General features: G+C 62.8%; 14 protein-coding genes. 6 read left to right on the top strand and 8 right to left on the bottom strand.

Annotated elements, in window-relative coordinates:
* Positions 1 to 19 precede the first annotated feature (19 nt).
* The gene (locus tag IRI77_RS19255) at positions 20 to 2194 is read right to left on the bottom strand and encodes a VWA domain-containing protein (RefSeq protein WP_194446664.1); all 2175 of its coding nucleotides are present in this window, start codon (positions 2192 to 2194) and stop codon (positions 20 to 22) included.
* Positions 2195 to 2460: 266 nt separating this feature from the next.
* Here IRI77_RS19255 and IRI77_RS19260 point away from each other — a divergent pair, with 266 nt between their 5' ends.
* Complete coding sequence (locus IRI77_RS19260; protein WP_194446665.1) at positions 2461 to 3228, top strand: YoaK family protein; 768 nt, start codon at positions 2461 to 2463, stop codon at positions 3226 to 3228.
* Here IRI77_RS19260 and IRI77_RS19265 read toward each other — a convergent pair.
* Entirely contained in the window at positions 3225 to 5162 is a 1938-nt protein-coding gene (locus tag IRI77_RS19265) for a M1 family aminopeptidase (RefSeq protein ID WP_228486208.1), read from the bottom strand. The two genes, IRI77_RS19260 and IRI77_RS19265, sit on opposite strands and share 4 nt — an antisense overlap.
* A gap of 17 nt (positions 5163 to 5179) precedes the next feature.
* Complete coding sequence (gene lpxB, locus IRI77_RS19270; RefSeq protein WP_194446667.1) at positions 5180 to 6331, bottom strand: lipid-A-disaccharide synthase; 1152 nt, start codon at positions 6329 to 6331, stop codon at positions 5180 to 5182.
* A gap of 62 nt (positions 6332 to 6393) precedes the next feature.
* Here lpxB and IRI77_RS19275 point away from each other — a divergent pair, with 62 nt between their 5' ends.
* From IRI77_RS19275 to IRI77_RS19295, 5 genes are all read left to right on the top strand, one after another.
* Entirely contained in the window at positions 6394 to 7152 is a 759-nt protein-coding gene (locus tag IRI77_RS19275; RefSeq protein WP_194453718.1) for a hypothetical protein, read from the top strand.
* 68 nt (positions 7153 to 7220) lie between these two features.
* Positions 7221 to 7811: a hypothetical protein gene (locus IRI77_RS19280; protein WP_194446668.1), complete on the top strand. Its 591-nt coding sequence runs from the start codon at positions 7221 to 7223 to the stop codon at positions 7809 to 7811.
* Entirely contained in the window at positions 7804 to 8172 is a 369-nt protein-coding gene (locus tag IRI77_RS19285; RefSeq protein ID WP_228486209.1) for a winged helix-turn-helix domain-containing protein, read from the top strand. Before IRI77_RS19280 ends, IRI77_RS19285 begins: the two co-directional genes overlap by 8 nt.
* A 16-nt stretch (positions 8173 to 8188) precedes the next feature.
* Entirely contained in the window at positions 8189 to 8869 is a 681-nt protein-coding gene (gene uppS / locus IRI77_RS19290; RefSeq protein ID WP_407674120.1) for a polyprenyl diphosphate synthase, read from the top strand.
* 12 nt (positions 8870 to 8881) lie between these two features.
* Positions 8882 to 9661 (top strand): NIPSNAP family protein, encoded by a 780-nt coding sequence (locus IRI77_RS19295; RefSeq protein ID WP_194446669.1) that lies wholly within the window; start codon positions 8882 to 8884, stop codon positions 9659 to 9661.
* Here the strand turns inward: IRI77_RS19295 and IRI77_RS19300 are convergent.
* From IRI77_RS19300 to IRI77_RS19320, 5 genes are all read right to left on the bottom strand, one after another.
* Positions 9658 to 10950, bottom strand: coding sequence for an RNA polymerase sigma factor (locus tag IRI77_RS19300; protein WP_228486211.1), 1293 nt, complete (start codon positions 10948 to 10950; stop codon positions 9658 to 9660). The two genes, IRI77_RS19295 and IRI77_RS19300, sit on opposite strands and share 4 nt — an antisense overlap.
* Positions 10947 to 11282, bottom strand: a complete 336-nt coding sequence (locus IRI77_RS19305; protein ID WP_194446670.1) for a YciI family protein — start codon at positions 11280 to 11282, stop codon at positions 10947 to 10949. The genes IRI77_RS19300 and IRI77_RS19305 overlap by 4 nt, the downstream gene beginning before the upstream one ends.
* Positions 11283 to 11413: 131 nt before the next feature.
* The gene (locus IRI77_RS19310) at positions 11414 to 12268 is read right to left on the bottom strand and encodes a tetratricopeptide repeat protein (RefSeq protein ID WP_194446671.1); all 855 of its coding nucleotides are present in this window, start codon (positions 12266 to 12268) and stop codon (positions 11414 to 11416) included.
* 30 nt (positions 12269 to 12298) lie between these two features.
* Positions 12299 to 13192, bottom strand: a complete 894-nt coding sequence (locus tag IRI77_RS19315) for a dienelactone hydrolase family protein (protein ID WP_194446672.1) — start codon at positions 13190 to 13192, stop codon at positions 12299 to 12301.
* 158 nt (positions 13193 to 13350) lie between these two features.
* The gene (locus tag IRI77_RS19320; protein ID WP_194446673.1) at positions 13351 to 13797 is read right to left on the bottom strand and encodes a DinB family protein; all 447 of its coding nucleotides are present in this window, start codon (positions 13795 to 13797) and stop codon (positions 13351 to 13353) included.
* Positions 13798 to 13867: the final 70 nt, after the last annotated feature.

Here is a 13867-nt window from a genome sequence, read left to right on the forward strand (position 1 = left end):
CGCGACGGCCCGGCGCTGGTCACTCCAGCTCAAAATCGATGGCCTGCGAGACGACGCTCCGGTCTCCCTTCGCCAGCTTGTCCCACACCACCAACTGCAGGGCGTAGTCTCCAGACTGGAACTGCGGGCCCAACTGCAGCACCCCGCCCACCATTAATCTCGACTTGTCCTTCGCACCGGCCACCCCTAGTGGACGCGGATCGCTGTGAAATACCTCCTGGCCGTCCCGGTAGAGGCGGACCGACGTTACCAATTGGGGCTCGCCCGTCTTCGAATCCAGCGCTGCATTCAGCACCTTGTAGCCATACGTGACCTTTTGGCCCCTGCGAAAATGCCGGATGGCCGCTGTTCCCTGCGAAGACTGGGCTGGATCCTCGTCGCCGCTTTCCTTCCCCGTCAGCTTCTGCACCGCTTCGCTGGAGGCAGCCATCAGCATGATGCCGGAGAGCGCCAGGTGGCCGTCCTTCAAGTTCGGAATCTCAATAAACTGCGTGGCCGACCCCAGTTTCTCTCCGGCAGGGTCGCTCACCACCGCCCGCAACTGGAAAGGTCCTGTCTCCTTCAAAGGCTGCATGATGGTGAAGATGACGCCATTCTCCATCAGCCGCTGATACCGCGCCTCATTCGCCCTCAGCGTGAACGAGCCCGTCCGGCTCTCGGCCAACTTTCCATCCTCGCCAAAGGTCGCAGTCACCACGTCGATCGCCGCCTTGTGCCGGCCATCCGGTTCGACCTCAAAGCGCAGGTTCCGCGCGTCAATGTGCAGCATGGAAAAGACCGACGGTCCGTTCGCCGGATCCATATCGAAAAGGGAAGTTAACCGGACACCGATCTCGTTCGAGGCAAATGGCGAGACCAGGGCGTTCACCACCCGTTCGCCATGTGTCTTCGGACCAGCCGCCGCTGCGCTCTCCGGCATACTGTAGAAACCGTTTCTCGACCGCGCCTGCAGCCCGGGCCGCTTTACCCGTACTTTGATGTCGTGATACTTGACCTTCTCGTTGCCAGTGCGAAAGGTACCTGCCTCGGGGTGGTAGCCAATCAGATAATAGCCGGCCTGGTCATCGGTGGCCCGCCGCAGAAGCCCCGGAAGGTCATTCGATCCATCAAGATACAATCCGCCCGTTTCCACCGCCAGGAAACTCAAACCAACTCGCGAATCCTGGTAGGCCTGCTGCCTTGCCTCAAGTGGAGATTGCCGTCCGCGCGGGTTCGGAACGTCAAAAGCCGCCCCTGTTTGATCTTCTGCGCGGAGTCCCAAGGGCATTTGTCCGCGTGGATCCAGGGAATAAAACACCACACCAGCCCGGTTCGCCAAATCGGTTAGGGATCGAATCCGATCTTGGACGCCGCTGTTGTTGAGGTCATTCTGCCGCAACGCAAGATTCTCGGAAAAAATGAGCACGGATTTCCGCCCCGGCATCTGCCGCATCCCCTGCACCAGATAACGCAACACCCCGAGCGTCCCTGAGGCGATGTGGTCGCGCTCGCGGTTGTCGGCCTGCTCCTGCATATCCTTGGTGTGATCATCGTTCCTTCCAGGCGGAGGTTGCCTGGTTGCGGCCGCGCCGCGGCCGCCGCTGCCGCCGCCCAACTCTCGGCCCGACCTCTCGTCGTAAATGCGAGCCAAGGAATCCATGCCCACCCGAGTCTGGAAGTTGAATTTGATCTGCTGGATCGCTGCCTTCAGCACTCGCTTATCGGTCGTAAACCGCTGCAGTGTGCCCGCACTCTGGCCGGTTCGTAGCACCGCCACCAGGTCGCCGGGCTGCATCTGCTCGTCCACGAACTTGAGCATTGCCTCCTTCGCCCGCAGTACGCTCTCGAAGGCCAGCCCAAGATCGTCGACGACCAGCGCCATCGTCCGATGTACCTCACCGGCACTGAGTTCCTTCGATTTCACGGAAGGCGGCGCCACAGTCCCCTTCTCCCGCTTCACCGTGGGCGCCGGTAGCACCTGGCCCGGTTCCGCCACGTAGGAGAAGTTCGTAATCTTCTGGACCTTCCCGTCCTGCTTTACCTCGAAATCTTCCGCCGTCAGATTGGTCACAGGCTGTCCCTTGCCATCGTGGACGACTGCGTCCACTTGAACCAATTCGACGTTCATCCGGATGATCGGCGTATCCGGGGCCTGCTGCGGAACAGCCAGGGTCACCGCCAGCGCGGCGGTCAATCCCAATTTTGAGAAAACCAAAGCGTGAACCCTCCCAATGATCCTAATAGTAAATGGTTCTTATCGCAGTCTGGTTACAAAAATCAATCTGCCTTTATCCGGCGGCATTGCCGGGGCATTCGCGCCTATGCCCCGATTTGAACGTTCGAACCCAATTCCCGAGGAACCAGTTTCCTGCCGCTGAGCAGGCCGGCCCTCGACCTCTGAATCTGCGTGCTCGCCGGCCGAACGCACACGCATTCTGAACGTTCGAACCCAATTTGTGCCGGCGGCGCTATCCTGAACTCATGGGGCAAAGCGCCGCGGCGCCTGGGATCCAGCCGGATCAGCCCACCGGCAGCCAACTGGGCAGTGCGAGCGGAGTCTGGAGCAATGCCGCTCACAACTCCCTGTTCGTCGCACTACTGCTGGCGGCATCGGGCGGATTCCTCGACGCATTCACCTATTTTGGTCATGGCCATGTTTTTGCGAATGCCATGACCGGGAACGTCGTCCTTCTCGGCATCAATGCCGCGGCGGGCGAAACCCGGCAAGCGCTCAGCCACCTGTGGCCGATTCTGGCATTTTTGCTCGGGGTGGCTGTTGCCAAGGCGTTGCGGGTCCCACGCGTCAGCCGCTTCGTGCAGGATCCTTCCCTGCCCGCCCTCAGCCTGGAAATTCTGTTTCTCTGCGCAGCCGGGTGGCTTCCGGGCAGTTTCCCCAGCCAACCGCTGGTGCTGGCCATCTCTTTCCTGGCCGCGCTGCAAAGCTCGACGTTTCCACGCGTGGAGAAATGGGCCTACAACTCGACCATGACCACGGGGAACCTGCGCCAGTTCGGCGAGGCGGCTTTCGCGGCCCTCGTCAACCGGCCCGATCCGGAAAACGGCCGAAAGGCGAAACTACTGGCCGCGGTATGCCTCGCCTTTAGCGCGGGAGCCGTGGCGGGTGCAAGCGCGACCTCCGCGCTGCACAACCGCGCCCTGGTCGTTTGTGCCTTGCTGTTGTTCTGCGCCTGGCTTCCGCTGGTCATCGCCGACCGTCGCCAGCGCGGCCCGGGCGCCGCCGGAAACTAGTTCGTGTCTTTCCGCGTGTAGGGATTCTGGCGGTACTTGGCCGCCTCTTCCTGCGCGCCCTGCGTATTGTCCTTGGTGCGGATGGCCAACGTGTACTCGTTGACCGCGCGTTCCCGCTGCTGGGTCACGTCGAAGATCTTACCCATATTGATGTGGCTCCAGACCTCGGTCCATTTGGGTTCGTTGTCGCCGTTCAGCGCCTCGCGGAACTCGTTCACGGCCGATTGGTAGTTGCCCTGCAAGAAGAACACCTCACCCACCCGGTAGTGAGCCAATGAACTGGTCTTCATCACCTCCAGCGCCTTCTGGTACTCGCGGAGCGCCTCGTTGTACTCCGAGATCTCGACGAACTGCTCGCCGCGCCGGATCGCCACCGCCACCCGCATCGCCGGGCTCAGCCGCAGCATGCGGCCATTCGGGTCGATCGTTACCTTGCGCGGTTTGCCGAAAGTGTCCACCGAGAAATCGGTCGTCGGCCCCACCACGTCCACACGCTTGTCTTCCGGGTTCCCTTCCGTCTCAATGCGGAGTTCCACCGGCATTCGGAATGTGTCGAGATCCTGCGTGATCTTCCCCATCACCCGGAAGCCCTTCTGGGTCCGATAGATGGTGTAGTCCATCTTAAATTCGGGTGCGCCGGTCGACTCGAGCCATTGGATGAAGAAACCCTGCAGGTTCTGACCGCCGGCCGCCTCGGCCACCTTCCGGAAATCGTCGGTCGAGATCGGCTTGTTGGTGTACTGGTCCATCACCGACTTCAGCGTCTTCTGGAAGGCCGCGTCGCCGATGATCCAGCGCAGCATATTGTATGTGGCCGCGCCTTTGCTGCCCGTCACCGCGAAGAACTCCGGCGAATAGTCGTCGTAGCGCGCCGCCTGGCGCACCGGAGCGTCGGTCACGGTCAACGCATCCACATACAGATCGTGGATCTCCGACTCCAACGCCGAAGGACCATTCAGGTGCTCCTGGTACATGATCTCCGCATACCGGGCCATCCCGTTCACGATCCAGATGTGGTTCCGGTTCACCGGCGAGATCAGGTTACCGAACCATTGCCGCGTGATCTGGTTGCTCAGCAGCCGCTGGGAGGGCTGCTTGCCGATGCCGGCCGGCGACAGGAAGAGGATGCCGGGCGCCGAGTAACCATTCGGAGCGCCCTCCCCGCTCTCCACCAGCGTCAGGTTCTTCTGCGGCGGGACGCCATAGATGCCGGTGAAAAAGTTCATCTGCTTGGCGGTCTCTTCGCCAATCGCCTGGGCCACGCCCTGCTTGTCGGCCTCGAACCAGATATCGGTTGTCACACCTTCCGCACTGATTCGTTTGGCCGTGCCTTTTACGAGAGCCAGGCTGCCGTAGAAGCCGGGCTGCGTCGATTTGAACAGCGTTCCGCCCTGCCCTGGCAATTCCAGGCCGCTGCTCAACACCTTAAAGCCGGCCGGGGCTGAAACCGTCAGCTCCATCTGGTACCGGTCCGTCGTGTAGCCGCTGATGGGGAACCAGCGTGCGGGGTACATCAGGTAGGCATGGTCGGCCTTGATCGCCGCGAAGTTGATGCCGTAGACCGGCGATTCCTCGGTCCCGCTGAGCCGTCCGCTGTAGTCGAAGGCCAGCGTCGCCGGAGTTCCCTTCGCCAGGGGTTGAGGAAAGTTCACACGCACGGAATAGTCCTGGTTGCCCCTGGTGGTCTGTAGCGTCTGGCCTGTCCCGTCGGTCACGCTATTCAGGTTCAGTGCGTTATTCAGCTCAAAGGTGACCGTGCTGACGCGGTCCTCCTGCGGGGTAAACGTCACCAGCGCCTTCGCGGACACCGTCTGCTGCACGGGATCCAAGGTGGCCTGAATCTTGTAGGAGTCCACGTCAATCGCGGCCCGGCGATCCGGCTGCGCGGACGCAGTCGCGGCCAGGACCACCAGCACGGCGGTCAGTTTATTCACTAGTAGTGCGGGGGACTTCATCGTACTTCCTCTTTGATGGACGCCAGGACCCGCCGGGCGGATTCTTCCATCGGGTCATGGCCGGTCTGGAGCGCCGAACGCACCGCCGCCAGTTCCTCTTTCATCTTCGCCACGGACTCCGGCGAGTCCAGCAACCGAAGCGTCTCCGTGGCCAGACCTTGGCCCGTCATATCCTGTTGAATCAATTCGGCCACCACCTTGCGGCCCGCCACCAGGTTCACCATGGAAAAGTAAGGCACTTTCACCAGCAGCTTGCCGAGCACCCAGGAGACCGGGGTCACTTTGTAGAAGGTTACCATCGGCGCCCCCAGCAGCGCGGCTTCCATGGTCACCGTCCCGCTGGCCGCCAGGGTTACGGTTGAGTGGGCCATGGCATCCCAGGTTTCCCCTTCCGTCATCTTCACGGTTCCATCGCCGGTAAGCGCGTCGAAGAACCCGGAGCCGAAGCGCTCCGCCGTGCCGGCTGGTGCGGCCAGTAGGAAAGTGCACGCGCGCCGGGCCGCGATCCGGCCCACCGCGTCGCGCAATGTGGGCAAATGCCGCGCGATCTCTCCTCGCCGGCTGCCGGGACAAAGTGTGATCAATGGACGATCCCCAGGAATCCGATGCTTGCGGAAGAAATCCTCCCGGCTGAACCGCGGCCCGATAATCCGGGCCAGCGGATGACCAATGTAATACGCGTCCACGCCGCACTGCCGGAAGAAATTCTCCTCGAAGGGAAAGATGCAGTGCAGTTCTCTCACGTTTCGTTGGAGTTGCCTGACCCGTCCTTCCCGCCACGCCCAAGCCTGGGGCGCCACCAGGTAGTAGACAGGAATCCCGCGCCGGTGGAGTTGCCGGGCCAGGCGAAGGTGAAAGTCAGGGCTATCGGTGAGAATCGCCAGGTCAGGACGCTCGCGTTCCGCGGCCGCGATCAACTTGCGGTATTCCCCGTAAATCCTTGGTATGTGGTGCAATACCTCGACCAACCCCACGACGGACAGGCTGGCGGCGTCCACCACGGTGCGCACTCCGGCGGCGCGCATCTCCAGCCCGGTGCAGCCGAAAAAGTCGGCATCCGGCCGCTGCCGGCGCAAGGCGGCGACCACGCCGGCCGCGTAGCGGTCGCCCGATGCCTCCCCCGCCGACACCAGAATCTTTAAGGACACAAGACATAGTCTAACGTCAGGTCTTCTTGAATCTCTCTGGTAGACTGGAGTTGCCAGTGAAAATGCCAGCGCAGAATCCCCTGCAAAGCCTTAATTTGGGGCAGTTCGCCGATCGCTTCCGGAACGAGATGATCCCGCTCGGAAGCCGGTTCTGCTATTTCTGCGCCTCCGTAGCCCTCAGCGAAGAGGACTTGCGGGAGTACCTTGACGAGCCGGTGGCCGCCCTGCCGCCCGTCATTGCCGCGCGTCTGCCTGAGATCCGGATCCTGCTTGTTCCCTATCTGGAAAGGGGCGAAACCGCCAGGACCACGCAGGCTGACGGCCCCATGGTCTCGACCGAGAAACCCCAGGATTCACGCGCCGTCGCCTTCGGATCGCTGCTCACCGGGGCCGGCGCCGTCTTCGCCTTCGCGGTGAAAGACACTGAAGTGGCCGACTACCACTACCGCTTCTACCGCGGAATCGCCGAGCTACTCGCCGGTAAGACAGGCAAGGACATCCCGCCCGGGTACGCTCAACTGCTCGCAGAGGAGTTGGCCAAGGGCGCCCACGGCGAAGTCGACGAAGACTCCTGGCAGCGCAAGTTGGAACTCGAGGACAAGGACAAGAAAGCACTCCGTCCGACGAAAGCGATGAAGGCCTACATTCGCCAGAGCTTCGTCGATACGCTCACCTTGTATATGCACGGCGTCTGCTGTGATATCGATGTCGAGACCGGTCCGCGCCAGTTGCCGTCCAATCTGCTGCGCCGCCGCCTGAAGCTGTTCAAGGATCTTTACCCGCCACCGGTGGGGTACGCCGTGTTCCCAGAGGACCTGTAGTTAGCAGACCAGATTCTTTGCGTCACAAAGTACTTGACGATCCTGACGCCCTGTGATCCAATGGATCCGTGGGACAAGTAGAACCAATCCCCATTCACGATCACGCGCTGGAAAACCTGCGCTACATCCGTTCCGCCATGGAACGCGCCGGCTCGTTTACCGCGGTGCCTGGACTGGGCGGAATGGTCATGGGTGCATCCGCGCTGCCCGCCGCCTGGTACGCGCACCGCCAGACTGGCCCTGAAGGCTGGATCACCGTCTGGCTCACTGAGATGGTACTGGCCGTGGCGATCGGGTCGCTGGCGATGGTGCACAAGGCGCGCCGCTCGGGCGCCCCGCTGTGGTGCGACGCCGGACGCAAGTTTGCGCTCGGATTTGCCCCGCCCATCCTGGCCGGCGCGCTGCTGACCTGGCCGCTTTACCAGGCCGGCCTGCTGCACATTGTCGCGGCTGCCTGGCTGATGCTTTATGGCGCAGCCGTGGTGGCCGGCGGAGCATTCTCCGTCCGCATCATCCCGGCCATGGGCGCCGCTTACTTTGCGCTGGGGCTCATTGCCATGCTTGCCCCGCCCGACTTGAAAGACTTACCCTTGGCCGCCGGCTTCGGCGGTCTCCACCTGGTGTTCGGATTCTGGATTTATAGGAGGTACGGTGGCTAAAGCGGCACGCAAGCTCGACCCCTCCGGTGACGACGTTCGCCTGGCGTCGGTACAGCAGGATATCCCGCAGCTCGACCGGCTCATCCACGAGAAGCTGCGCCTCGGCATCGTCAGCGCCCTCGCGGCGGCGCCCACGCTCACATTCTCAAACTTAAAGAAATTGCTCGATACCACCGATGGCAACCTCAGCGTCCACGCCCGGAAGCTGGAAGAGGCCGGCTATATCGTGTGTGAAAAGTCGTTTGAAGGTCGGGTACCCAAGTCGGAATACAAGCTAACCGCCGACGGCAAGAAAGCGCTGGAACGCTACCTCGACCACATGGAAGCCCTGGTACGGGCCATGCGGGGCCCGCGTGTCTGATTTTCCCGGCAATGCGATGAACGATAACTCTTCGCGGCTGCACGTCGCACTCATCATGGATGGCAATGGACGCTGGGCCCAGGCCCGCGGCTGGCCGCGAACGGCCGGCCATCGCGCGGGTGCGGAAACCGTCCGCCGGGTGGTAGAAGCCGCCCCGGATCTCGGCATCGGCACCATCACGCTCTACGCCTTCTCCGCGGACAACTGGAAGCGCCCACAGTCCGAGGTGTCCACTCTCTTCCGCCTGTTCGCACGCTATATGCGGCAGGAAGCGGAGAAGCTCCGCAAGGAGGGTGTCCGCTTCGAGGTCATCGGCCGCCGCGACCGGCTGGCCGGGCCACTGGTCTCGCTGATTGAAGAGACCGAAGCCCATACCAGCGCCTGCACGCGCCTACATCTACGGGTGGCTATTGATTACTCCTCCCGGGATGCCATCCTGCGCGCGGTCGAAGCCGGGGCGCGGGACAAACAAAGCCTGTCGGCGGCCCTGGGCCCCGACGTGGACCTGCTGATCCGCACCAGCGGTGAGCAGCGCCTGAGCGACTTCCTGCTGTGGGAGTGCGCCTATGCCGAGTTCCATTTCACCGAAGTCGCCTGGCCGGAACTGACCGCCGCGGACCTGCGCCTCGCGCTGGACGACTTCCGTTCCCGCCAACGCCGCTTTGGCGCCGTCACTCCACTACAAGCCGTGCGATAGAATCGCGTCATCATGCAACGCCGCAGTTTCGTGGCCGGCGCCGCCGGCGCATCTTTTATGACATCCGCACAGGCTCAATCGAAATCACCCTCCATACTCGAGTTGCGCTATTTCCGCCTGCGCAACACGATGGACAACCAGAAGGGCAGGGTCTCCGACTTCCTCAGCAACGCCGTCGTGGCCGCCCTGCAGCGCGCCGGATCCGGCCCGGTGGGCCTGTTCAGCAGTTCCATCGGCCCGGACACGCCCTACATTCTCTTGATGGTCCAGCACCCGAATATCGCCGCATTTGAAACCTGCTGGGACAAGATGAACGCCGATGAGGCGATACTTGCAGCCGCCCGGCCCCTGAACCTGAATCCCGCGCTGCCGTTCGAGCGCATGGACGTCCAGCTTCTGCGCGGCTTCAAGGGATTCCCTGCCGTGGAACTGCCGCCCGGCGATGCCAAGCGCCCCGGCCGGATCTTTGAACTGCGCACCTACGAATCGAATACGCCTGCCTCGCTCGCCAAGAAGATCGGCATGTTCGAGAACGGTGAGATCGAAATCTTCCGCAAGTATGGCCTGCTGCCGGTGTTCTTCGGCGAGACGCTGGTTGGACCCAAGATGCCGAACCTCACCTACATGGTGGCGTTCGACAACCTCGCTGCCCGCGAAGCCAACTGGAAGGCTTTTGCCACGAGCCCCGAGTGGGGCAAGCTGCGCGTCACTCCGGGCCTCAGCGACGGTGAGACCGTCTCGAATATCTCGAACGTCCTGCTGACGCCCATGCCCGGTTCGCAGATCCGCTAGCCGTTCTCCGCGGCGGCGCCGTCCAGGGTGCCGCCGCACTCCCTCAGCTTTCTCTTCAGGAATCGCCGTTCGGGCTCGCAGCAGCGGCGCTCCAAGGCCGCCTGGAAACACCGCGCGGCAGCAGCATTCTCTCCCAGTTCCAGCAACAGGTGTCCGCGGACCGCGAGATACAGGTAGTAGCTCTGCATCTTGACGTCCTGCGACAACGGCTCCAGCGCAGCGAATCCTTCCGCCGCGCCATGCACTTTGGCAGTCGCCACAGCCCGGTTCAGCGCCACCACAGGAGACGAGTTCAATTTGAAAAGCTGGCCGTAGAGCTCCAGGATCAGCGGCCAGTCGATGGCATGCATTCCGGTGGCCCGGGCGTGCGTGGCCGCGATCGCCGCCTGCACGTGGAACTCGGTGACTTCGTCGCCCGCCATCGACAGGTCGAACTCGCGGAAGCCCATGGCGATCAGGTGCTGATCCCAACGGCCGCGGTCCTGCTCTTCCAGCAGGATCAGGTCGCCGGCTTCGTCCGTGCGGGCAGACAGGCGCGCCGCCTGGAGAGCCATCATCGCCACCAGCGCATGCACGCGCGGATTCGCGATGGACGACCGCGCCATCAACCAGCCCAGCCGCAGTGCTTCCGTGCAGAGATCCTGGCGGATCAGGTCTTCCCCTTCGTGCGCGGCGTAGCCCTCATTGAACAGGAAGTAGACGACGTCCGTGGCGGCGACAAGACGCTCAGCCAGCTCCCTGCCGCTGGGGATCTCGAGGGTCAGACCCTTATCACGGATCTGCTTCTTGGCGCGGACCAGGCGTTGGGCGATGGCCGCTTCGTCGGCCAGGAACGCCCGGGCGATCTCGCGGACACTGAAGCCACCGGCGATCTTGAGACTCAGCGCGATGCTTGCATCACGGCCGATCTCGGGATGGCAGCACATGAAGATCAAGCGCAGCTCGTCGTCGCGGAGCTGCTCCTCGAAATCCGGATCGGTCTCGTTGAGCTGCACGGGACGATCGAGCTCGGCCGTAAGAATTTCAGCTTTGCCTCCGGCCATGCGGCGGTGGCGGACGGCGTCCAGGGCGGCGTTGCGCGCTACGCGAAACAGCCAGGCTTCGGGGTTCTCGGGCAGGCCTTTGTAAGGCCACGACTGAAGTGCCTTCAGCATGGCCTCCTGCACCATCTCCTCGGCGAGGTCCAGGTGGGCCGGACCGAGCAGGCGCACAAGATGCGCCACGATCCGGCCTGCCTGGTGCCGGAACAGGTGTTCCAGCAGGACTCTGGTCTCCGGGGCGCCGCTCACATCTCGAAGATCTGGCGCACTTCAATGGTGCCGTGCTCGAGATGGGGGTGATCCATGCTCAACTGCACCGCCTCTTCGTAGCTGGCGGCCTCGATGGTGTAGAAGCCGCCCATCATTTCCTTGGTCTCGCTGTAGGGGCCATCGGTCACACGCGGACCTTCGGGCGTGTGGCGGATGACCTTGCCCGGCTCCTCCGTCAGGCGTTTGCCGCCGCGATTGATGGGCTTCTTGGCCCAGGCCATGTATTTCTCGATGGCCGTCTGCATCTCTTCCGGGCTGAGCTTGGCCCAGCCGGTGGGATCTTCGTGAAGCAACAGCATGTACTGAGGCATATGGTTCTCTCCTGCTTGTACTCGTGAATCTGAAACCGCGGCGGCCGTTCAGCCGGTGGCGGGATGCCCGCCGCGTCCGCAGTAATAACGAGCCAGCTTTCCGGGAATCGACATACCGGCGGAAGAAATCTTCAGCCCAGTTTCTTCCGCGCCAGGGGCACGGCATAAGCGGCGGGCGGATTGTGCGCCCGCGTACCGGCGGCCTTCCTGTAGTACTCCATGGCCTTGTCCTTATCTCCCAGCTTTTCGTAGGCCTGGGCGATGAGGCACTGAATAAACGCGTCGTTCTGGTTCGCCTTCTGGAGGTCGGCCAGCGCCTTCTGGTAGTCGCCCTGGTAAAGGGCCACATAGCCGGTGAGATAAGGTAAGAAGGCTTCCTGCTGGCGCTTCAGGTCGGTCATGCGGTCCAGTGCCGCGCGGGCGGCGGCGATCGCTTTTTCCGCATCGGCTTTCTTATTGCGGCGAGCAGCGACGCGCCCTTCCGCGTGGGCGAGGCGGAAGTCCCAGAGGGCCTTGCGGTCGGCGGAGATTTCGGGCTCCTTCAGGCCCAACTCCGTGCCGAGCTTGTAGAGCCTGGCCGCGGCATCGATGTCGCCGGAGTCGATGCAAACGCGGGCTGCTTCATTGGCCATTTCGCCCTGTTGGTAGAACGCGTTCTTCGGCTCTTCGGATTCGCGCGTCTTCCAGTAGGCCATGACCATCTGCTCGTACTCAGTGGTCTTTTTGCAGTTGCCTTCAAAGGCGTACGACATAGCCATGGCGCGCTGGGCGTTGGCTTTCGCGCGTGGATCGGCGGCAGAGTCGATCTCTTTCTGGATGAACTGGCGCGCCTCGGTGTAGTTGCCGTCGAGATCGAGGGCCGTCGCCTTTCTCAGGCCTTCGGACATGGAGCCGGGGCCGGGTCCGCGAGCTCCTGCTGGGGGCTGGGCGGAGACGGTAAAGCATAGCAGCAACGCTGCGGCAGTCAGGGGCGGGGCGATGCGCATGCCCGCGATTATCGCATGGCCCCCTGGATTCTAGCCCCGCAAATGCTGATTGAAGAAGTCGAGCGTACGCTGCCACGCCAGCTTCGCCGAAGCTTCGTCATAGCGGGGCGTGGTGTCGTTGTGAAAACCGTGGTTCACACCCTCGTAGATGTAAGCCTTATAGTCCGCTTTGTTCGCCTTGAGCGCCTCCTCGTAAGCAGGCCATCCGGCGTTGACACGCGTGTCGAGGCCCGCGTACTGCAGCAGCAGCGGAGCCTTGATCTTCGACACCTCGGCAGCGGGTGGCTGGCCGCCGTAAAACGGAACCGCCGCCGAAAGATCCGAGCCCAGGCGCACGGCCAACTGGTTGGAAATGCCTCCACCGAAGCAGAAGCCGACGACGCCGATCTTGCCTGTGCAGTCTGGCCGCGCCTTCAGCCATTTGGCGGCGGCAACGAAGTCGTCCGCCATCTTCGCCCGGTCGACCTGTGCAAACGCTTTGCCGCCCGCTTCGTCGTTACCGGGATAGCCGCCGACACTGGTCAAGCCGTCAGGGGCGAAAGCGATGAAGTTGGAGGTGCCCAACCGGCGCGCCACATCTTCGATATAGGGATTCAGGCCGCGGTTCTCGTGCACCACCAGCACACCGGGCAGCTTGCCTTTGGCGCCGGCGGGTTTGACGAGGTAGCCCTTGATGCTGCCGTTGCCCTGCGGGGACTCCACTGTCGCGTATTCGGTGGCGATGCGCTTGTCGTCCTTGGGCACCTGCTGCGCCCAGGCGTAGTTCGGCTTCAGGCTCTCCCAAAGCGCTGTAGCCGTGATGCCCCCCACGGCGTACTTCTTGGCCCCTTCCAGGAATTCCCGGCGCTCGATGTCGCCGTGGACGTAGCGGTCGAACAGGTTCAACAGCTCCTGCGGATAGTCGGAGGCTTTCTTACGTTCCATCCCGGTAGTCCCTTTCGTGGAGAAAGAATAACATACGGGTCATGAAGAGCCTGGACGGTGGATGCCCCGGGCTTCCATGCGTGAAGCAGCAACCCCGCTGCGAGAGGCGAACCGCTGACGTAGTGCACGGACCGCCTCCCTGCGCCGGTTCGAACCGGCTAGGGCTGCATCCGCTTTAGGAGTTGGATCTGCCCGGCGTGGTACAGGTAGTGGGCAGCAACTCCGCGAATGAGGTGGATTCGCTTCTTGTCGAGCATCGTGAGCCTGGCCACCGCGGCACGCCAGTCCTGGTGCTGGGCGGCAAGGAGCCCAACGGCTTGCTTCCACGCCGCCTCAGTGGCCTCCTCCGGCACAGGAAAGAAATTCGAGCCCTTCAGGGGGAAGGGTGTCTGTCGATCCCCGGTGAGGCGGCGGCGGCCCACATAAGTCCAATAGGCGCAGTGCAGGGTGAGTTCCCAGATGCTGTGGCGGCCCGGCGCGGGACGCCAAACTGCCTGTGCGGCGGTGACACCGCGCAGTGCGCCTTTGAGATTTGGCCCATGCCAGGACTTGCGGTCGAATGCCTCGTCAACGACGTCCAAAAGGAGGGTGAGCTCAGGGGTCAAGTAGTGGGTTCCTTGAGGGGGGAGTGGGTCAGATGCTGCGATTATGCCTCAGATCTTTCCGGAATGGGGA

It is taken from the genome of Paludibaculum fermentans, assembly GCF_015277775.1.
Lineage (GTDB): Bacteria > Acidobacteriota > Terriglobia > Bryobacterales > Bryobacteraceae > Paludibaculum > Paludibaculum fermentans.

Excerpts from the sequence above, each read along its gene's own strand:
- IRI77_RS19295 (WP_194446669.1), top strand. The coding sequence starts at position 8,882 with ATGCAACGCCGCAGTTTCGTGGCCGGCGCCGCCGGCGCATCTTTTATG.
- IRI77_RS19275 (WP_194453718.1), top strand. The coding sequence starts at position 6,394 with ATGCCAGCGCAGAATCCCCTGCAAAGCCTTAATTTGGGGCAGTTCGCC.
- IRI77_RS19260 (WP_194446665.1), top strand. The coding sequence starts at position 2,461 with ATGGGGCAAAGCGCCGCGGCGCCTGGGATCCAGCCGGATCAGCCCACC.
- uppS (WP_407674120.1), top strand. The coding sequence starts at position 8,189 with ATGAACGATAACTCTTCGCGGCTGCACGTCGCACTCATCATGGATGGC.
- IRI77_RS19310 (WP_194446671.1), bottom strand. The coding sequence starts at position 12,268 with ATGCGCATCGCCCCGCCCCTGACTGCCGCAGCGTTGCTGCTATGCTTT.
- IRI77_RS19305 (WP_194446670.1), bottom strand. The coding sequence starts at position 11,282 with ATGCCTCAGTACATGCTGTTGCTTCACGAAGATCCCACCGGCTGGGCC.
- IRI77_RS19315 (WP_194446672.1), bottom strand. The coding sequence starts at position 13,192 with ATGGAACGTAAGAAAGCCTCCGACTATCCGCAGGAGCTGTTGAACCTG.